The following is a 19,109-nucleotide window of genomic DNA, read 5'->3' on the forward strand; positions in this document are numbered from 1 at the left end:
TATTGGGTTGTTCAATTTGTAAAAGCACACTTCTAAGAATGGTTTGAATAAAAATGAGCGGAGATCATTATAAAAATAAGTCAGGGCAATAAAATTATTAGTGGTGTTAAGAAGGGAATATATTCTCTTGAATTAATATAATAAAGGCGCACCCTTGGCCTAGCGAACCGGTAAGCCTGGCTCAACCAAGTTGGTAGCAATTTACGCGCGCGTGTGACACTTATCATCCTGCGATGCTTCTAATGTGATCATTGGCGCATTATGGCGAACGTTACCACCTTGAATGTACGACATGGGCATATAGAATTGAGATTATTAGGAAAAGCAAAAAAAGCTAATAAATCCAGCGTCAGCGATTTTGATAGTCTTCTCAGACTTAATAAATACCGCCATAATCATATCAAAGGGAGTTCCGGTGACCCTAAATACCTTTCGGCGACGGCGCTGATGCTGTATGGTTTTTGGCAAGATGCCGATAGATTATTGAAACAGAGAACTGATCGTTCTCCAATATCTCCAATCCTATTAATTGTCGACCACCGATTCCAATACGTTTATACGTTACATACCATATGAAAATTTATTACGATATTGTCAAAAAAGAGAATTTGAAAGATGAGCATCGAAATGTATTTTCTGAAATGCTCCAGAAGCAAGGTAAGGTCAAAGGCAATATGATGTCTAAAGCCGACAGATGCAAGATGATATGTATCGCGAAAGATGACAGCAAAGTAGTTTCAATTGGAGCGATAAAACAGAAAACAGATTCTGACTTTTCTAACGATAACTCTGGTCTTGAAGATCTTGCCGATCAATTTGAATGGGAATTGGGTTACCTGTTTACTGAGAATGACTCCGAAAGGAAAGGTTTTGCATCAACAATTGTAAGATTGCTTATTGACAATTATGGTGATGGTAATCTAATGGCTTCCACAGAGATTTCAAAAAATCCAGTTATGGTTAAGATTCTTGAAAAGAATGGTTTCAGGTTGTTTGGTAGACCGTGGAAAAGTAATATACATGAAAATTATTTAGGATTATTTCTAAAATTTAAATAGAATTTTATTAAATACCTTTAGTTGGCAGCATTTTTAAAAATGAGTCAAGTTTGAAAATTTAGACAAAAACACAACTCTCCCAAAAAATGAGCATTTTAAAAATCCACTTTGTAGAATGCACCGCTTACGGATAGTGACTTGAGTAGTCGCTGGCGGATTAAACCGCGTCAGCGTAACGCACAAAATAATGTACGTTCATGAGTCCGAATTACAGGAATTATTGTGCATCCTTACGAAGTGTTAGCCAATGAAGGGCTAGGATCATAATGTAACAAAAATGCGAGCAAATCACGACTCGTTGGTCTGAGGCGAAGCCTCGTTAGATATTAATAAAATAAGTTTAAGTTTAAGTAATCAAGACATGTCTGCTAAATACTTAATCAGCATAGTTTTAATATATTATTCTTCACGACTAATGCCAATTTTCCGGAAAAATTAATGGCTATATGTAGTAGGTGTGGAAATTCAATAGAGTTCAGATTTGTTGATGGGCGATGTGTCCCAATTCATAATTCAGGCGGGTGTGTTCAAAACGTTGGGGTATCCTCAGTTGTTTATTCAGGATACAGTCGAAGCGATGAAAGTTGTTGCTTTCTAACCAACTGTCCTGAATGTGGTGACGAGGTATTTTTTGTTCGTTTTAATGGAGGGAGTGTATGGCTAGATCCCCCTCTTGGTCCTCCTTGGTATAAACACTTATGTATGGATTCATATAATATTTCTACCGAATGCTCAGGATCAGAATTACCAAGTTTGATATTAAATTACCAACTCAATAAAAAAGAAATTGGAAACGGGCTTGTTCTCGGAATAGTTAAAGAATCAGATGTATCTTTTACAAAAAAATCCACACTTACATGCTTTGAATCTGGAAAAAGTGATCGGTATATTTTTCTTGTTAAGAACAATGCTGGATTTCTTACGGGAAAATTAGTAATTTTTGATAGGATAAGAAGCACATTAACATGGATCGAGAGTCACTTGTACTCTTTTGAAATCCTTTCTGCTCTAAGTGCTCCAGGATCCTTTAGAAACGAAAACAAAAAATCAAGGTGTCCTGAATGCGATATGCAAATTAACTCAAACACATTCAATAAACATATTAAAAAAGAACACGAATATTGGTTTACTAAATTTAATGATTTAATGAACCATCGTGATAATATTAGTACTAAGTCCTGATTTTCTTTTTCTGGAGGCTTATGTTTATCTGGATGTCGCAAGGTGAGAAAATTATGAATTCAATATAATTAGAGAATATCATGTCAACACCCGGTTCTAGAACAATAAGAGAATGTCCTGAATGCAATGGCCCTTGTTCATTTTACAATCCTGACTATGGTTCTATACATATTTCAGGTGATGAGGATTGTTTTAATATAGCTTTTTCTTATGAAACTAAAAGTCTTAAATGCCCACATTGCTCAAAAGTCTTTTCTCTCCCTGATTCTGAAATAACGTGTATACATTTTCTTACTGAGTATAAAGCTAGTTTACTTAAAAGTGGAATGGAAATTAATAGCTTTATGGATTTTTTGGGTATTCCTACTTATGGAAAAACTTACACTAGATACAAACTATTTGAGAATTTGTATGGAAAAAAGAGTTATGAATATGACGCTTATTATGTGGCATTTAAGGCGCTACCGATAGATTATTTTAGTAAGACGCTTGATATGTTTTTTTAAGTAGGGCCGTAGGATGCGCTTCACGCATTTGCTCTAGCAATAAGCGCAATAGGGAAAATTTATAGAATTATTATTCACAACTTGTTTGGTTATCATCATTTATCTATTTTTCCTCAAATTTGAGAGCCATAATCAAATCTGGTGTATCACCAATTTGAATTAGGCGGCCATCTGCTGTGTTTCTTCTTTTTTCTCTGCCTCTGTGATAATGGCAATGCCGTCCTGGAAACGGATGCCCTCAATCACTTCCGGTATTCGTTTAAAACCCTATATCTTGCGCAAACTCTTCTCGGCCGTCAGCGCTAATTGAAACACCAATCCCATCAAGGTACTGCGCGAGACGCAGTTTTTAGTGCGCGTGGTCCGATGGCGAATCGTCGCGAAGCTGGATTCAATCGGATTAGTCGTCCGAATGTGCAGCCAATGTTCAGCGGGAAAGTCGTAAAAAGCCAAGAGTGATTCGCGATCTTTTGCCAGCACTCCCACTGCCTTGGGATACTTGGCTTCAAAGTTACGCTGGAAGCTGTCAAAGGCTGTTTCCGCCTGAACTTGGGTTTCAGCCATCCAGATTTCTTTTAATCCAGCCTTGGCTTTGGCTTGGATCGAATCGGCCAGCGCCGCCAACACATTCGCCGTCTTATGCACCCAACACCGTTGATGCCGTGTTGTCGACCAAGCCTCGTTGATGGCTACCCAGAAACCCAATGCGCCGTCGCCGGTAGCCAGTTTCGGCGCTTCCTGTAAGCCGCGAGCTTGCATATCCTGTAAGACACTCAGCCAGGACGCTTTTGATTCCCGATAACCGTCCGATAAGGCCAGCAAGCGCTTTTCACCTTGTTCGTTGTCGCCGATGATGACCAATAAGCACAGTCGATCATCCTCGCCGCGCAGGGTCGAATAAATACCATCCGCCCACACGTAGACATAGCGTTCCTTCGCTAAATTTCGGTTATTCCAGGTTTGGTAGTCCTCAGCCCATTGGGCTTTTAAGCGACTCACCACCGCCGGTGACAAGCCTTTGGCCTCGTCACCCATCAGTACCGACAGGGTCTCTTGCATGTCGCCGGTGGAAATGCCACGTAAGTGCAGCCAAGGCAAGGCCGCTGCCACGCGTTGAGCTTTGCGCACATAGGGTGGCACGAGGGTTGAGTTGAATTTAACCCCGCCGCCGGAGCTATCCCTCACGACAGTTAAACGGCCCTCCAGATCAGTGACCTTAGTATAGTCACCAAAAACGATTGCAACTCGGCTTCAATCGCCTGTTGGATCAAGGCCTTGGCCCTGGTTCGCAACAAATCAGTCAAAGGATCGTTAATTGCCTCTGTATTTTCCCATTCTTTTGCTTTATCTTTGTTGATGGCGTTTATCATTAATGCTGTTATTTGATCTCGACAATCTTATTTCAGCAGAGAACGCCACTTCTCTTTAAGTCGGGCTGAACACCAGATTTAGTTATAGCTCTTATACTAGCCTAAACTGGCTCAATATTGGCTATTTTTGAGAAGTCAAAATAAGCTAGAAGTCTTATTGGATAGGGCATTCAGCAAAAATCTATGGGAATTTAGTGTCATTTATTTAAACTCACCCAAAATTGTTTCCACTATTTTGGTTTGTATCTGAATATAATTTGCTTAAAACATTTTCCGCTGAATTTTTATGAGCCCAATTCGGAGCTCCTTCCCCTTGAGCCAGTTTCTCTGTGCAATGCTTAATCATAAGCTTTAATGCAGCTTCCATCATGATGCATTCACTATCATTCAATGTAAGTCTATATACGTAGGTGGTCATAATTTTTCCATTCGTCGTTTTTGATATAATGTATATGCTAAGTTGACAGGTACACGGCTAGGCACTGGTTTGAACCGACCATCAACACGCGTCGGGTCGGCGGCCTTTAGCGGCTTGTTAGCCTTTTCTTGCCCATATAAACCAGCCCAAACTTGTTAGAGCCCGACCTGATGTCTCACTTCGTTTAGTAACACTGCTAAAAAACACCATAGAAGCCAGAAAGCGCATGACGACCTACAACGCTAAGTCGGAGATATTAGCTTTCCTTTGACTAAATCTATCGAAGATCTTCGGTAGCACGAACACGGAACGCAAAGTGAGCCTGTGAGTCAGAGGGGTCAAACCTGTTTATTACAAAAAAATTTCCATTTTGTCAAAGACACCTCCCTTGCTGAAAAAAACTTGCCCGCCGGGAACCGATTTTGGCGTAAACAGTTCCAAAATCGTACGGACATCCAATACAGGATCAGGCGACTGGTTTATCTTCTTGAATCCGTAGCACGACGGTTATCCCGAATGCATTCTGATATTTGCAGTGAAAACGCAATCCGCGGCCGTAGTCGGTACAAAAAGAGTACGACAAAGAGCGAACCAGCAAATCCGCTTGTCACACCCAAGTTGACGCCTGCCCAAGTAATAAATTTCGCTTTGATTGGCTAGCACTTTATTAATCTTATAACAGTGAATCTATCACGAAACCTGGGTTGCAACACTAAATTTGTGAACTGCAAGGATTTTTCCCTTCCGTATATCATCCAAACTGAGCCAATAAGTGAAATTGGAGGGTGTCATGTTGACTGTTCTTGCATCCCTGAGTCAGACGTTCGAGTCCCAGCTTAGCTTACGAAACATTACGGACCAGCAACGCCGTGATTTTCATAAGTGGCTTAGGTTTTATCTGGATTTTTTTAACCAAAGCCAATTCATCGGCAGCAATGCGCCAGTTTGCAGTCAGTGATCAAAGATTTTTCTTTGGCTGGTTTTGGCCGTAATGCAAAGCTTTGCATTACGGCCATTATGTGAAGTTTCCTTTTATGAGCAGCGGCTTTGGCACAACTATGATGTAAGCTGGCTTAAAAGCCTCTACCTCGCACGCAATCTTTGCATAATTTCTATGATTTAAAACAAGCTTTCAAATACATCCAAAGGGAGCAATATCAGCGATTATTCCAGTCGATGTCATCAGACGTATCGAATTCTCACTTTTTATCGGCATCATGAATAAATTCCGCTTGATTGTTTCCCTGTTGGAAGCAATATTTAAGTAGAAAAAGCTATCTGTAGAACTGAGGGTTAGTTTCTGAATGGAACTACAGAAAATCGACTCCTGCAGTTTGCAAAAATTATGACCAGCTTTTTATCTGGCTGCCTTGCTCAATCCGCTATATTCCTAACGTCAACTATGAGAAACCAAGACAATGTGCATAAAAGGAAACTTCACATAATGGCCGTTTGGTTGAGGTCGCCAATGGCTGCTTTGTAGTCCTTCAATCCAAGAATCTGGCTTCGGCCGAATGGCCGGTTTGGAGAAGCGCGAGTGTCAGCAAGGGGTCGATAGGGTGAGGTCACCAATGGCCGCTTTGTAGCCTTCTAGTTCGCAGGATCTGGATTTCTCTGAATGACCGCTTTGGAGAAGCGCGAGTGGCAAAAATGGGTCGGGTGTTGACCGTCCGCTCTTCAAATTCATCGCCGGAAAGCTGTCATTGAATTCCGATTCCTGAAAGCGGCCATTCAGAGACAACTAGCCACGCACCTAAACCGACAATGAAGGAAAATTCAACGTTTGAACTCACCGGCCGTCGGAGGCGGTCCGCTAGAATTATGGGTTCGGCGTAGATTTCAACTGCATGTGCTCCCCTTGGAGTTCAATCAATGTTTTGGCCAATGCGCCAAAGAACACCGGATGGATCGTAAAGACAGAAATCACGCATGCGCCAAGGCTGATTTTCCAACTCGGTAACCTTGACTCCGTATTTTTCAATGACACCGCTTTTCTGGACTTGCTGCCACCATGAATTCACATCTTCTACCAGGATGTGCATCATGAAATTCTCGGCGAACGACTCGGCGCAGAAATCTTGGAGCAGAAAGCTAACATGCCCGAAGTGGAAGTAAGCGATACCGGCGCCTTCAGAGGCCATCGTAAAACCAAGATCCTTGTAGAACTGCTTGGAAAGCTCGAAGTCCTTTGACGGAACGAAGGCCTTGATTTCAGTGATTTTGAGATTTGACATTTCGGTTTCGTCCTACGACGCTGAACGCTCAGCATCAGCGGTTGCAATCACCCGGTCGCGACGAGAGACTTTCCAACTTCAAAACGTCCGACTTCGCGACTCGGGTGAATTGCTTCGTTCTGCGATTGCAGGTAGACCGTCCACCAGCCCACTGCGGTGGACGCATATAATTATGATTCCGACACGCTGAATCAATGGCGCTGAAGACCAGCGGCTAGAAAGTTCAGAAAATTTCTTAGAGTGTGGCACGGCAACACCTAAAAGATCAATATCCGAAACTTCTGAAACCGTCATAAGTTGGCCGATTGCCTCACGTAACAAGGGGTATTCCGATGAGCTCTTGGATCGTTGCAGCTTTCCCTTCTTGCTTTCAACTCGTAGTCGCCGACCGTTTCGCAATGTTGCTACAACGTCGCCAAGGCCTGGGCTGGAGTGAATCTTCAATTTACTTTGAGAATCAGCAATCTTGTATACGCCCTGCCATGAATCTCCAGATCTTGTAACGGCAATCAACCCCTCATCGCGGAGAAATTTGTCCATCGGGAAGTGAATTTCATTCAGATTTCGCACCTGCGCACCGTCGATTGCGACATCCACATCACCTGTCGCATATTGATTGCGAGCAATGTAAAGCGCTAACCGAAGGCTTACTTCGGCTTCAGGCATTCGATCATCGGGTAGGGTGTCCATCATCTTTTCGCAGAATGCAGCAGCTCACCCGGCCGCGCGTAACGATATGTTCGAATAATTAAACGGCCTTTCACGCGCGGGTCGGGTGGAGCGCTTTGTTAGAATCTTACTCTGACAAGCCAGCCAGAGACATAGGATTCCAGAGACGAAAAACACAAGCGAGCGCGATAATGGGACAACCGAGATCGTGAGTGTACGCGAGCCAGGTGTCTGCAACCCTGAATCTACGCCAAAGATAAGTAATGATGGTGATATCTCATATATCCCAAGCGCCACGCCTGTACCGTTCGGAACAAGTTTCAATGCAACGAATGATAAGCTTTCTCCCGGAAGAATTTCTTTGGCTGCAAATTGAGATCTAAATTCGACGGGATAGAACGGTGCTAGCGAATAGGGAAGAGGTCCACCTGAAATAACAACTAATTGGGTTCTGGGTGTGGGAAATCCGAATAGTTCAATATCGCCATCCAAGTTAGACAATGGTTCGTTCGACAAAGCTAGATTTGTCAGTGTCGCTTCTATAGCAATCTCCTCGTTGGGGCCAGCGATAAACGCAGTATTGTTGACGCTCCAATCCCAGAACGTCGAGCTGGTCGCATTGAAAGGGAAGCATATCGCGATAAAAAATAAGCACTTTTTCAACATTTTTTCCCTGTTTGTCATTCTAAAAAGTTATTAAGCTGTTAACAGTATATCTACCACGAAACTTGGGTTGCAATAATAAATCTGTATACTGCAAGGATTTTCCCCTTCCGTATATCATCCAAACTGAGCCAATAGATGTAATTGGAGGTTGTCATGTTGACCCTTACCGTACCCTTAAGCCAGGCGTTCGAGTCGCAGCTTAGTTTACGCAACATTCCGGACCAGCAACGCCGTGATTTTCATAAGTGGCTTAGGTTTTAACTGGATTTTTGACCCAAGCCAAATCATTGGCGGCAATGACCCATTTTGCAGTCAGTGATCAAAGATATTTTTTTGGCCGGGTCGAGCCAAAGAGAACCCAAAATTGCTTACCGAAAAGCTGCCATTCGTTGAGGTTAGCGACGAAAAATTACGCCGGCATCGCCAACGGCCGGTTTTGGCCGTTATGACACAGTGATAATTTCAATTTGCTCGCCGGATACCGGACATTCGACTTGATTATAGAATGTATTAATCGTTGAAATTGAATAGTCATCCCGACCGACAAGTGATGGCCGGAGTCGCCCGTTTCACTGTATCAAAATCAGCGTCAGCTATAGGGAAACTCATGTGTCAGCAGTCTTTAACGTTTCTGCCCATCCTTTTGTTCGGATTTCCCATGCTCTTTTCTTTGGCTTTCAAACAATTCTATGGCCTGTTTTACGCAGAGTGAGGCCTGGTTGGGATTGAGGCCCGAGATGTCTACTCGTAAATGCGCACGGTCGTATGTTTTGCGAAAGTAAGTGATGTCCTTCTTGAGTTTTCTCAAGTACCAGCGTTTCTCACTGGATGTCAGGCATTTCTCGATCAGCTTCGAATCGATATCGTAGAAAACGATCCGTTCCAAAATGTTTTCCGGCTTGTCGCTCAGTGCCACGATTACACCAAGAGAGTTCTTAACTGCCCTTAGATAACCTCCCATAAGGCCGCTCGGCGGCAAGGCTATAACGCTGCGCCGACTCTCCGGGCGCTTCAGCAGATGCACGAGTGCCTTTGCTGCCTCGTCGCGGTATGAACGTATCGTTTTGAACCTGCTTTGGAGTTGCTCAATGCTCGTTCCAAAGAAGCCCTCAATTTCTTCATCCAGGTCGAAAAAAGGAACATCAAGAAGCTCGGACAACATCCTGCCGACCGTCGTCTTTCCGACGCACCCTACACCAGTTAAGAATACTCGCACTGAAGTTGTTCCCACATTCTCCGATTCTGAACAAATTATTGTATGATTTTGGATTACAACCGCAATTTTAACGATAGTTTATCTAAACTGAAGAACTAAGCAATGCGCATAAAAGGTTTCAGGATAACGTCAGAACATAAGTTAATCATCAAGTTTCATTGGTGGGTTTTGGCCGATCTTTCAAAAATGGTTGATATGAGCCACAGTCGGCTATGGAGTAAACCACTATCGAATAACAATTTGCCTATCTCGTTGATAATATAACTAGATTTAGTTTACTCATTCGATTATAAAAAAGCTATCCCGGCATCAACCAGAATGTTTATCTTTCGACAGCTGAGATGACAATGTCATTACATTATGCTACTATGTCAATTATGGAGGTAAAGACATGACAGCAGCCACACCAGAAATTACAAAACGCGAAACGCTTAATCTTCGCATCAAGCCAGAAGAACGCGGACTGATCGACCGTGCCGCCCAACTACTGGGGAAAAACCGGACTGATTTCATGCTCGAAGCCGCCCGCCGAGCCGCCGAAGAAGCGTTATTGGATCAGACCATGATGTCTGTTAGCCAGGAAGCTTATCAAGAATTCCTTATACGCCTTGATGCTCCGCCCCAACCGAATGAGCGGTTGCAGAAAACCATGCAAACCCAAGCACCTTGGGAGTGAGGGTTGTCTTTAGAATCGCCGAGCCCGATTTCGGAACACCATCAAACCATCGGTTTCGACTCTGGCGTCCCGTCGCTAAATGAATGGTTACACCGCCGAGCCTTAGCTAACCAAGTTAGCGGTGCCTCACGTACTTTCGTTGTCTGCAACAACAATCGCGTTGTCGCTTATTATGCGCTTGCTTCGGGTGCGATCAATAGCAGTAGTTCTTCTGGCCGCTTCCGCCGCAATATGCCTGACCCCATACCAGTCGTCGTACTTGGCCGTCTAGGCGTGGACTTGTCTTTCCAAGGCCGCGGTCTGGGCCGGGCCCTTTTTCGGGATGCCGCGCAAAGAGTTTCCTATGCTGCCGATGCTATCGGCATTCGCGGAATTATCGTCCATGCTCTTTCAGAACAAGCACGCTCATTCTACCTGGCCCTCGGTTTCGATCCCTCCCCCGAAGAGCCGATGACACTCATGGTAAGCCTCGCTGATATCCGTTCATTTCTGTGAATACTGCATTTGTCGGAAAAACTCGACGGTTTGTCCTGATGAGTAAAAATGAAGATGAATCTATAACTGATGTTACGCGGCCCCATCCCAAAAAGCGTATCATTTCAGGATGGATAAAGAAAGAACAGCGCTCTATACAGACTACCTGATCTGCAACCAAGGCTTGGCAACGGCGACCAGCCTGTCGGCGATGCTTGATGGTGAAGTCAGCCATGACCCAATAACCCGCCACCTGTCCGCAAGGCTCTACACCTCAAAAGACCTGTGGGTTGATGTCAAACCCACCGTGCGTCAGATCGAGCGGGACGACGGCTGCCTGATCTTCGACGACACCGTCCAGGAGAAGGCGTTTACTGACGAGAACGAGATGATGTGCTGGCACTATGACCACTGCAAAGGCCGCTCGGTCAAAGGCATCAATCTGTTGAACGCGTTGTACCACAGCGGGGACGTGTCGATCCCGGTCGCCTTCGAAGTGGTGAAAAAGCCCCATCCGTTTTGCGACATCAAAACCCGCAAGGTCAAGCGGGCGGCGGAGTTCACCAAGAACGAGCTGATGCGGTCAATGGTCACCACCTGCGTGGCGAACAGCATCAAGTTCCGCTATGTCCTGACCGACAGTTGGTTTGCGTCGAAAGAGAACTTCGAGTTCATCCTCAAGAAAGGCAAACACTTCATCAGTGCCTTGAAGGACAACCGCTGGGTGGCGTTGACCGAAACAGACAAGAACGAAGGACGCTTTGTGCGGATCAGTCAGCTGGAATTGATAGATCAACAGGCGGTGCGCGGCTGGATGAAAGGCTTTCCCCAGGAAGTGCTGTTCGTCCGGCGGGTCTTTTACCCGCAGGGCACAAGACAAACAAAGACGGCAGCACCGGTTTGTTGAATCGGGTGTGCAGCGATTTGGCATGCGACGGCGGGCAAGCCTCAACCCTCTACCAAAAACGGTGGAAAGTCGAGGCGTTCCATAAATCATTAAAATCCAACGCAGGGCTGGCAAAGTCGCCCACCCGCACCGTTATCACCCAAAACAACCACCTATTCATGACCATCTATGCCGTGTTCAAGCTGGAATGTTTGAAGATCAAACATAAAACCAACCATTTCGCCCTGCGGGCTAAACTTTTCATAAAAGCTAACCAGATAGCTTATGCAGAGTTGCAGAAATTAAGGACTGCGTAACCTCAGTAAGTAACATAATTGTATTGTGTTACTTAGTATGTATCTGATTTATTTTACTTTGTTAAGCTCCACTGCTACTTTATGTAACATATATTCAAGTTAATAAAAAAAGAGCACATAGAATGAACGCTGTCGACGCCGCCAATAAAGCTGAAATTGCCATGATGAACGCCGTTCTGGCTGACAAGTTTGGCCAACTCTATGCGGATATTTGGAAAGTGTGCGTCAACTTGTCGCTGCGCATCAGTGACCTGCTCACCCTCAAGTACGCAGACCTGAATCTGGGGGAGCGCTCGTTAAAGCTGACCGAAGCAAAAACCGGAAAACTGAAGACGATTCGACTGAATTCTGCCGCTATCCTGGTCATTGTCACAAGGCAACAGGAAAACCCTGCCGATACTTGGTTGTTTCAAGTCCATAGCAACCGAACCAAAGACAAACCCGTGAGTCGGGTTTCAGTCAGTCGCGTCTTTAAAGACGCGGGGGAACTGTTAGGGCTAACCATCAACACCCAAAGTATGCGCAAATCAAGCGGTATGGCTATGTATAAGGATGGGGTGCCGGTTGAAAAAATTGCTAAGGTTCTAAATCATTCGAATACCACGTCAACACTGCGTTATTTGAGGATTACCCAGGAAGAAGTGTTAAAGACTTATGACGATTATGAACTGTAGCTGCGTGTGGGTCATAAAAAGACTGCGGAAGCGTATCCCAGAAGCCCCCTTCGAGGTCTTGATTGATGGCAAACCAATGGGGACAACCAAGCTTTTAACCTTTGCGAGGCATGTGCCCAATACTGACCGATTTCCGCAGGTCCTAGCCCTTTATTCTTCCGGTTATCTGCGGTTGAAGGCGGGAGCCGATCCCCTACCTCCATTACCGTTCGGTCAGAGCCTTGTCCTCGGCCCAGCCATCTCCGGCACTTCAACTTCGTTCTCAAATAAAACGCTCTTTTTTCATCCCCAGATCCAACGCGTAGCTATTAATACGTCTCAAATTAACCAGGATGGCACGAACAGTCTCTTGATCAAGATTACGGCCTCGAACTCGAAGCTTTCGCATGACAGCACAAAAACCAATCGAATTATGAATCTCGCCTGGACACTGACTCTGAATGAGCCGAGCGACCAAGCAACCATGCTCAATGTAGCGGGAACGTTTGAGTTTACGGAAGGTGTTATTCCTGATCCGATGCAGACAGCCGAGGCTGATTCGATGCGGCTATTGCAAATTTCCACCATGTTTATTGACAATTTACGGCACGATGTTGACGCGTTTCGCTTTCGCAACTCGGGTGGCGTCGTAACAGTAGATTATGACTCTGCCTTGTCGAATACACTGCTTCCCGTTACTCCCAGTTCGCTGCATCCAGAAACCTTGAGATTCGACTCGCTTCATACCGATGATGTCGGACAGCCCAACGGGAATACACCGAGCTACAGAATCACGATAAACTCGACTGCAGGCCCCATGTCGGGCCCCATTACAGTTCGTGCATTCTTCAATAGCAGCCAAAACCTAAAAGATGACAACCTAGGGTTATGGGCCTTTCAGCAACCGTCAGAGCGCATAGAAAAGGGGACAATAGGCAGCATCAACTACACCGTTATTGCGAGTACCTGTCCATTGCCCGCTATAGATTTTGATCCGGGGGTTTTGAACGCATCTGTATTTCCCAGGCGCAAATTCTTCAGTTCCAGCAGGATGCTTTTGATAATGCTTTAAATGTTTCAGGTTTTGGAGCAGTCAATAAGGTCTTAAAAGTGTGACCAATGTTGATCCGCACGTCTGTGGTACCGTTACCGGCCTCTGCGTGGTTCATGCTATCGGCCTTGGGTCTTTTGGCAACTCGCAGGCTTCGAAAAGACCGGGTCAGTTAGACTGTCGGGATTTATAGCAGGACGGGATTCACAATCCCGGCCTGAACGTTTCGACGATGTTAGACGGCAACCTCAAACATTTGGGCGGGTTAAATAACCCGCCCCACACAGGCATCTGATGCGGTTCATGCTATATGATGAAAATCAAATACCTAGGAAAGCGTAAGGTTTTAAATTGGGAATTGCTGACGGAATCGGGGTTAGGCCTTTCAATCAAGCATGCATGGCTAACTTGAAAGGCAGTTACCCATTCAAAAGCTGTCACTCAAAATCATAGGCAGCAGTCTGGTTTTGACCGTAGTGACTCAGTGACAATGTCAAATTGTTCGCCGAATAACGGACAGTCAACTGAGTCAAAGAATGCCTTAACTATTGAAATTGGATAGTTACCCCGACCGACGATGGCCCAGACACGCCCGTCACACCGCATCAAAATCGACGTCAGCTATCGAGAAACGCTTTTTCAGCAATCGATCGAGCAGTCAGCCAAAAACATTTTAAAGCAAAATTATCGTTCAAAAGGGCCTGTCAAAACTTCACTCTCTGAAACGAAACTCCTATGAGAGTTTTATCTGTTTGTGTAAGCTCAATATCATCACAAGCGAACAAGGAAGGCTGGAAAAGCCCACGAAAAATTATCGACCAATCATTGTACAGCTACAAAACTATCCGCCTGAAGCAGATTATGCAGCAAAACTTAAAAACGGAACGGACATGAATTTACAACCAGACGAATGCGATCAGTTTTATCGTATTTGGTGGCCATTATTGACTTATGTCAACAAACAGATGAAGTTGTTTAATGACTTTCCAAGCCAGCTTGAAAACGACAATATTAATCAACAAGACGCAGCGGTTATCCGAAATGCCTTGTGGGCATCAGACCGACTGTTGCAAGACTTTATTGACAGCAACCCTGATAATTTATCAGCTGCAGATTTAGAATTGGCAGCAAGTTGGAAAAGTCGTGTTGCCGCTAGATTTTTTATCATGCGCCATTTGCAAAAATATAGTCTTTTCCTTAATGACTCTGATAATCCAATTGTTTACGGTGTCATCGGCCTAGTCTCGCCAATCCCCGAAATACTGCCTTACGCACCGCCAATATTGGTGGATGCAGTGTTGCTACCTTTTGGCGATAAAATCATTTTTGACAGCCTACTTAATTCCTATCCAGTAAGATTTGGCAGCGGCATCCGCAAGAGTCTCAACAATCAGTTGCGTCACGCTCAAGAATCACGAGGGGTCGTTACCTCGTTAGAGGCCACAGACCTAACCCAAGCTATTATCAATGGCAATCAAAAAATACTGGTCGCTTTTTACAAAGGGTTGGCTAAAGAAGGATTGAGTGAAAAAATGCAGCACGAGCACCATGCCAACATAAGAATATTTGTTAAGGATAGATTGTCATCGGCTATACCGCCACGTTCCCTGCTCAGTGTTAAGGTTGCCGACTTGGAAGCCTACTTTAGTGCTTGCGATAATAAAGCCAATCGGGTTAGTTTCAAACGTTTGGTCAAGTTCCTGTGTGACTCCGATAGGATTGGTTGGGAAGAGACCGAAAGGATGGAAAAGTTTTTGAAACGCCAGTAAGTCCATCTTGTGGATAACCGGACATAACACGCAGCCCTCGCTACGAAACTACAAACGTCCGTTTCTGGCCGTTATGTATTATGCAAAGCTTTGTATAACGAATAGGGTTTATCTGTCGCGCCATCCAAATCGGATCAAAGCGATTGTAGGGGGTTGAGTTTTCTTAATCCTTGTTGTTCTCACAGCCTATGATGTCGCTTTGTTTTGGCCGAAAGACGATATTACGTCGTAACCTTTTTTCCTCTTGGATTCTTCTATCTTGGCGCCTGCATCGAGCGCTTGTTCAGGCGAAGGAAACCAATCCTTTTTTACCATTCCAGGATGACCAATTCTTCCCCATTGGCGCACAAGCGACCAGTCTCCGAATATACCGGGTGAAATAGTCATTGTGTAATAGCGGTGCATATTCTCAAGATCATTGTGTCGAACTAGATAAGCTTGAGTCATAAGATTAATTTCAAGAATACTTAAGGAATTATTTTTCTAAATAATAGCCTAAACAACTGAATTTATGGTCATAAAAGATTATATAAAAAAAGGCCGCACCTTGTCAAGAGGGCGGCCCTTTCGTCTACAACTAACAAAAAAGGGGTACCGCCCATCGGGGGTGATGGGCGATATATCTGGAATTACACCAGAGCGGCAACAACACCGTTGATGACGTTTGGACCGTAGTACAGAGCCAACGCACCACCGATGCCGATAACAACAGATACGATAGATTGGTTGACGATGCCGGCAGACAAACCCACCATAAACATGCCCAAGGCAATGATTTTTCCCAAAGTACCTTGAGTCCAGCCAACCAACAGGGTGTAGATGTCGTCGAACTCACTACCACCGGTACCGGCCATTGCTTCAGGAGCAAGCGCGACAGCAGCAGCAACAAAAATGGCCAAGAATAGTTTAGATGTAAACAGTGCTTTCAATTTGTTCATTTGAAGAACTCCAAAAATAGGCTTGATGAGGGTTGTCAGCTATTTGCAATTCACTGACCGAGGTTCTGTTCCGGAACACGGTCATTGTCAACAAAAAATCAGCGGTGTGTAAGCGCGAAAGAGCAGCCTATCAGGTGTTCTTTTGATGGACAGACGAAAGGCAGCCTATTTCGAACCCCTTTCTGCGCGACGGGCAAAAAAAACCGGACTTTCGTCCGGATTATTTTTTTATCACCTCGGCGTTCTGTCCGACAAAGGCGATATGGCTCTCCCTGGGGACCGGAATCGCTCCCCAAGATGCCATCGCCTGCTTTCGATCTCTGTATATAAGTACCCGTCAGCATGCAGATCACCGTCATCATCCTCCCATGGCGCCACCCATATCCGCATGACTTGCGCTTGCGTCCGTATGGGTACTGGCTGTTCGATACTGGGAACGGCTACCTGGCTATTCCTGGTTGCGTTTGAATGAGCCAGAACGCCACGAGATCCGCTGGCACTGCCTTTGTCATTCTCATCTAGGGTTTTTACGTAATCCGAAGACTCTGTTGCTTGATAGACTTGCCGGGCTGACATACAGCGCACGCCTTCAATGCCGCCGGGACAGGAAAAATCGCCTTGCCCTATACTCAAGAAAGAGCAACCGTTTAAAAGCAGAACAGTTGCCGTTAAAAAAGCCAAATTTAAGTAACCCTTATTTACCATTTAATTCATCCTCAAGGTCTTTTTCTAAGAGGGTTTTGAACGATTTCACTCCACCCTTGAAGGTGTTTTTCGAAGGCAGAAACACGAATGGCACGCCCTGAATATCCAGAAGTTTCGTTGCCACTACCGCTTTTTGCAGCGGTTTTAAGTCACAAGATCCTTCTTCCCTGACCAACGCCGGCAGCGTTGAATAATCCTTTGCGATCAGTGCTTTTAATGACTGCTCTTTGTCTTTATTGCAGATCAGTTTTTTACTGATTTCTGACGATTCCTTGCCAAGCACGGGGATCAATACGAGTTTGAATGCGTATTCATTCCCCAGTGGTTCAAGCTGTGCAATCAGCTCGTGACAGTAGTTACATTGAGGGTCTACGAATATCGTAACTTCCTTTTTTCCTTTTCCTATGGTCAGTGTCGAAAGTTCATCCGGATTGAACCCTATCTTGCGCAGATCGACTTTTTCTATTCCCTTCGTGTCCGCTACGGAGCCAATAATTTTACCTTGCCACATGTCGACCAATTTAAAATTACCGGCTACGACGAAATGCCCATTATCGGTAATCAAAAATGTCTTATCTCCTGCTTTAACCATCGACAGTCCCGTGACGGGTAACCGCTTAACTTCGTCCACGCTGCGCATGACGTCTTTGACTTCAGCCGTCATTTCGGTGTCGGTTTTCCTTGTTTCAAGCTGAGAACTATCCTGGCCTGCCGCCTGGATAACACCACTCAACGTCAATAAAGCCGATACCCCTAATAACTTTTTCACCATTTTTGTCTCCCTATTATTTTTTATTGAACTGTTATCTAACAAAGCCGCTCATTCCACCGTAACCGCCGTATCCAACCCCGCGAGACCCACCGCCAAATCCGCCTGAGCTTCGTCCGCCGTAACCTCCCATGCCACCGCCGAGGCCACTCATTGAACCTTGGCCAAAGCCATCTTGGTTTGCGCTATACAGGTTGTTCATGTTGCGTCCGCCGCCTTGTAGATTGGTGCCAGAATCTGATTTGGATTTTGTATTAAGAGACATTCCTCTTATCATGATGAAATCTATCTTTCTCCCCGCATCTACTTCGACGATTGGGAAAATGTTTTTTGCCATATCAAGATAGTAGTCAGCAATTTGTTCCGCAGCGCCCTTGACCCCCCCCATGATTGCCTGCCCCCCTAGCATTTCAGGCGATGGGTACTGAAATTGCTGCTCTTGCCCAGGTATCGCACCTGTTTGCAGAGCTCTTACTTGCTGAGGTGCAAACGCTTGAGCAATTCCAGACACAAATCCTGAAAGTAACGCATTCCCTATGATTTGTCCGTTTTTGCTTACCAATCGGCCTCTTACCCCAGCCTTGCCATCTTCGCCAACCGAATAAGCATCCATTGCCGTTTCGATGACTGCGCCATCTTTCTTTACGCAAGAGATACGCTCCGCTCTCATGTAAGCTCTTTCTGCACTCAGGTCGCCATAACCACTGGCAATCAAGAAACACTCTCTAATATCCATCCTATAACGGTTAGGTAAAATTGCTTCATGCTTGATCCGCAACAAAGCCGGAAAGGGATCACTACGAGATTGATTGGAAGTAGGGGCATCAAGACCTGTCACCAGCGTTCCACTTAAAATACTACCGGCCGGCAAAAACATATCGGGTACCCCGTTTTTGCTTGACGCCTTTTTTATGTTCACGAACTCCGTGATTTTTTTTCCTCCATTTTTTTTGCTGCTATCCTGGTCATAAGCTGATGCCGCACCCTTATCGCTCTTTTTTCCTTCTTCACCTGAACCGGTCACAACTCTGATTTTTGGCCCTGTTTCAGCGGGAGCCACATCGCTTTCAGCTATTGCCGGTATCTTTTGACCGATTAACTCCGGTTCAAAGGCATCTTTCCCTTTTTTTTCTTTCCTTTTTTTATATTTCCCACCACCAGCGTCATCCATGGGTAATTCCGGCAATGGCACTTGGTTTTTTAACGTCTCTTGAGCGGCATCAATCTTTTGGTAAAGCTCCGTCGTTTGCAGTGCCAGCTTTTCTGTTCTCCTGTTCAGTTCTTCCGTTTGCTCCTTAATCATTCTCGAAGCGTCCTGGATTTTGGCGTCCTGAAGCTGGAAACTCATTTTGATATCGGAAAAATCCTCCGTCAGTTTTTTGATTTTTCCGCCCATTGCATCGATGGAAACATCCCGTGGACTTTTCCCGGTGAAAAGTGTGTATTCCACTTTTCTCGGTTTCTGCATGAAGTTTTTGGAATTGTCATCGGATGTACTGACAATCAGAATGGCCGCCACGACAAAAATCGCAGCCCCACCCCCTATCTGCGT

General features: G+C 45.0%; 19 protein-coding genes and 2 pseudogenes. 10 read left to right on the forward strand and 11 right to left on the reverse strand.

The window, feature by feature from the left end; all coding sequences use genetic code 11:
- Nucleotides 1-572: 572 nt before the first annotated feature.
- The 3 genes from GO003_RS24205 to GO003_RS24215 all read left to right on the forward strand — a co-directional run bounded on the left by GO003_RS24205 (nt 573) and on the right by GO003_RS24215 (nt 2,746).
- Entirely contained in the window at nt 573-1,058 is a 486-nt protein-coding gene (locus tag GO003_RS24205; protein WP_159656158.1) for a GNAT family N-acetyltransferase, read from the forward strand.
- 438 nt (nt 1,059-1,496) lie between these two features.
- The gene (locus GO003_RS24210) at nt 1,497-2,240 is read left to right on the forward strand and encodes a hypothetical protein (RefSeq protein ID WP_159656178.1); all 744 of its coding nucleotides are present in this window, start codon (nt 1,497-1,499) and stop codon (nt 2,238-2,240) included.
- An 80-nt stretch (nt 2,241-2,320) separates the two neighbouring features.
- A complete protein-coding gene (locus tag GO003_RS24215; RefSeq protein ID WP_159656176.1) occupies nt 2,321-2,746 on the forward strand; it encodes a hypothetical protein in 426 nt (141 codons plus the stop codon).
- 159 nt (nt 2,747-2,905) lie between these two features.
- Here GO003_RS24215 and GO003_RS24220 read toward each other — a convergent pair.
- The 6 genes and pseudogenes from GO003_RS24220 to GO003_RS24245 all read right to left on the reverse strand — a co-directional run bounded on the left by GO003_RS24220 (nt 2,906) and on the right by GO003_RS24245 (nt 9,319).
- Nucleotides 2,906-4,116 (reverse strand): annotated as a pseudogene (locus GO003_RS24220) (IS256 family transposase).
- 211 nt (nt 4,117-4,327) lie between these two features.
- Nucleotides 4,328-4,534 carry a hypothetical protein gene (locus GO003_RS24225; protein ID WP_159656174.1) on the reverse strand — a complete coding sequence of 69 codons (207 nt, stop codon included), beginning with the start codon at nt 4,532-4,534 and terminating at the stop codon, nt 4,328-4,330.
- 1,865 nt (nt 4,535-6,399) lie between these two features.
- Entirely contained in the window at nt 6,400-6,768 is a 369-nt protein-coding gene (locus GO003_RS24230; RefSeq protein ID WP_017841286.1) for a VOC family protein, read from the reverse strand.
- A gap of 78 nt (nt 6,769-6,846) precedes the next feature.
- Nucleotides 6,847-7,434: a hypothetical protein gene (locus GO003_RS24235; protein WP_159656963.1), complete on the reverse strand. Its 588-nt coding sequence runs from the start codon at nt 7,432-7,434 to the stop codon at nt 6,847-6,849.
- Between the two features lie 48 nt (nt 7,435-7,482).
- Nucleotides 7,483-8,103 carry a hypothetical protein gene (locus GO003_RS24240; RefSeq protein ID WP_159656961.1) on the reverse strand — a complete coding sequence of 207 codons (621 nt, stop codon included), beginning with the start codon at nt 8,101-8,103 and terminating at the stop codon, nt 7,483-7,485.
- A gap of 622 nt (nt 8,104-8,725) precedes the next feature.
- A complete protein-coding gene (locus GO003_RS24245; protein ID WP_159656959.1) occupies nt 8,726-9,319 on the reverse strand; it encodes a shikimate kinase in 594 nt (197 codons plus the stop codon).
- Between the two features lie 391 nt (nt 9,320-9,710).
- On the opposite strand from GO003_RS24245, the gene GO003_RS24250 reads away from it, so the two are divergent.
- The 7 genes and pseudogenes from GO003_RS24250 (at nt 9,711) to GO003_RS24275 (ending at nt 15,145) form a co-directional block, all read left to right on the forward strand.
- Nucleotides 9,711-9,995, forward strand: a complete 285-nt coding sequence (locus tag GO003_RS24250) for a type II toxin-antitoxin system TacA family antitoxin (protein WP_159656957.1) — start codon at nt 9,711-9,713, stop codon at nt 9,993-9,995.
- A 3-nt stretch (nt 9,996-9,998) separates the two neighbouring features.
- Nucleotides 9,999-10,490, forward strand: coding sequence for a GNAT family N-acetyltransferase (locus tag GO003_RS24255; protein WP_159656955.1), 492 nt, complete (start codon nt 9,999-10,001; stop codon nt 10,488-10,490).
- Nucleotides 10,491-10,599: 109 nt separating this feature from the next.
- Nucleotides 10,600-11,672, forward strand: a pseudogene (locus GO003_RS24260) (IS701 family transposase).
- A gap of 122 nt (nt 11,673-11,794) precedes the next feature.
- Nucleotides 11,795-12,346, forward strand: a complete 552-nt coding sequence (locus GO003_RS24265; RefSeq protein ID WP_159656953.1) for a tyrosine-type recombinase/integrase — start codon at nt 11,795-11,797, stop codon at nt 12,344-12,346.
- Entirely contained in the window at nt 12,327-13,397 is a 1,071-nt protein-coding gene (locus tag GO003_RS24270) for a hypothetical protein (RefSeq protein ID WP_159656951.1), read from the forward strand. The genes GO003_RS24265 and GO003_RS24270 overlap by 20 nt, the downstream gene beginning before the upstream one ends.
- A gap of 47 nt (nt 13,398-13,444) precedes the next feature.
- Nucleotides 13,445-13,552, forward strand: coding sequence for a PEP-CTERM sorting domain-containing protein (locus GO003_RS26740; protein WP_407942128.1), 108 nt, complete (start codon nt 13,445-13,447; stop codon nt 13,550-13,552).
- A gap of 576 nt (nt 13,553-14,128) precedes the next feature.
- Nucleotides 14,129-15,145, forward strand: a complete 1,017-nt coding sequence (locus GO003_RS24275) for a hypothetical protein (RefSeq protein WP_159656949.1) — start codon at nt 14,129-14,131, stop codon at nt 15,143-15,145.
- Nucleotides 15,146-15,331: 186 nt separating this feature from the next.
- On the opposite strand, the gene GO003_RS24280 is transcribed toward GO003_RS24275, so the two are convergent.
- From GO003_RS24280 to GO003_RS26480, 5 genes are all read right to left on the reverse strand, one after another.
- Nucleotides 15,332-15,592: a WGR domain-containing protein gene (locus tag GO003_RS24280; protein ID WP_159656947.1), complete on the reverse strand. Its 261-nt coding sequence runs from the start codon at nt 15,590-15,592 to the stop codon at nt 15,332-15,334.
- 182 nt (nt 15,593-15,774) lie between these two features.
- Nucleotides 15,775-16,083, reverse strand: coding sequence for a TraA family conjugative transfer protein (gene traA, locus GO003_RS24285; RefSeq protein ID WP_159659247.1), 309 nt, complete (start codon nt 16,081-16,083; stop codon nt 15,775-15,777).
- Between the two features lie 231 nt (nt 16,084-16,314).
- The gene (gene traV / locus GO003_RS24290) at nt 16,315-16,788 is read right to left on the reverse strand and encodes a type IV conjugative transfer system lipoprotein TraV (protein ID WP_159658469.1); all 474 of its coding nucleotides are present in this window, start codon (nt 16,786-16,788) and stop codon (nt 16,315-16,317) included.
- On the reverse strand, nt 16,778-17,560 hold the full coding sequence (locus GO003_RS24295) for a DsbC family protein (RefSeq protein WP_159658470.1): 783 nt from the start codon (nt 17,558-17,560) through the stop codon (nt 16,778-16,780). Before GO003_RS24295 ends, traV begins: the two co-directional genes overlap by 11 nt.
- 31 nt (nt 17,561-17,591) lie before the next feature.
- On the reverse strand, nt 17,592-19,076 hold the full coding sequence (locus GO003_RS26480) for a TraB/VirB10 family protein (RefSeq protein WP_231089265.1): 1,485 nt from the start codon (nt 19,074-19,076) through the stop codon (nt 17,592-17,594).
- Nucleotides 19,077-19,109: the final 33 nt, after the last annotated feature.

The sequence above is a fragment of the Methylicorpusculum oleiharenae genome (assembly GCF_009828925.2).
In the GTDB taxonomy this organism is placed as follows: domain Bacteria; phylum Pseudomonadota; class Gammaproteobacteria; order Methylococcales; family Methylomonadaceae; genus Methylicorpusculum; species Methylicorpusculum oleiharenae.

Excerpts from the sequence above, each read along its gene's own strand:
- GO003_RS24265 (WP_159656953.1), top strand. The coding sequence starts at position 11,795 with ATGAACGCTGTCGACGCCGCCAATAAAGCTGAAATTGCCATGATGAAC.
- GO003_RS24215 (WP_159656176.1), top strand. The coding sequence starts at position 2,321 with ATGTCAACACCCGGTTCTAGAACAATAAGAGAATGTCCTGAATGCAAT.
- traV (WP_159658469.1), bottom strand. The coding sequence starts at position 16,788 with ATGGTAAATAAGGGTTACTTAAATTTGGCTTTTTTAACGGCAACTGTT.
- GO003_RS24225 (WP_159656174.1), bottom strand. The coding sequence starts at position 4,534 with ATGACCACCTACGTATATAGACTTACATTGAATGATAGTGAATGCATC.
- GO003_RS24235 (WP_159656963.1), bottom strand. The coding sequence starts at position 7,434 with ATGCCTGAAGCCGAAGTAAGCCTTCGGTTAGCGCTTTACATTGCTCGC.
- GO003_RS24240 (WP_159656961.1), bottom strand. The coding sequence starts at position 8,103 with ATGTTGAAAAAGTGCTTATTTTTTATCGCGATATGCTTCCCTTTCAAT.
- GO003_RS26740 (WP_407942128.1), top strand. The coding sequence starts at position 13,445 with ATGTTGATCCGCACGTCTGTGGTACCGTTACCGGCCTCTGCGTGGTTC.
- GO003_RS24210 (WP_159656178.1), top strand. The coding sequence starts at position 1,497 with ATGGCTATATGTAGTAGGTGTGGAAATTCAATAGAGTTCAGATTTGTT.
- traA (WP_159659247.1), bottom strand. The coding sequence starts at position 16,083 with ATGAACAAATTGAAAGCACTGTTTACATCTAAACTATTCTTGGCCATT.
- GO003_RS24205 (WP_159656158.1), top strand. The coding sequence starts at position 573 with ATGAAAATTTATTACGATATTGTCAAAAAAGAGAATTTGAAAGATGAG.
- GO003_RS24280 (WP_159656947.1), bottom strand. The coding sequence starts at position 15,592 with ATGACTCAAGCTTATCTAGTTCGACACAATGATCTTGAGAATATGCAC.
- GO003_RS24270 (WP_159656951.1), top strand. The coding sequence starts at position 12,327 with ATGACGATTATGAACTGTAGCTGCGTGTGGGTCATAAAAAGACTGCGG.
- GO003_RS24230 (WP_017841286.1), bottom strand. The coding sequence starts at position 6,768 with ATGTCAAATCTCAAAATCACTGAAATCAAGGCCTTCGTTCCGTCAAAG.
- GO003_RS24295 (WP_159658470.1), bottom strand. The coding sequence starts at position 17,560 with ATGGTGAAAAAGTTATTAGGGGTATCGGCTTTATTGACGTTGAGTGGT.
- GO003_RS24250 (WP_159656957.1), top strand. The coding sequence starts at position 9,711 with ATGACAGCAGCCACACCAGAAATTACAAAACGCGAAACGCTTAATCTT.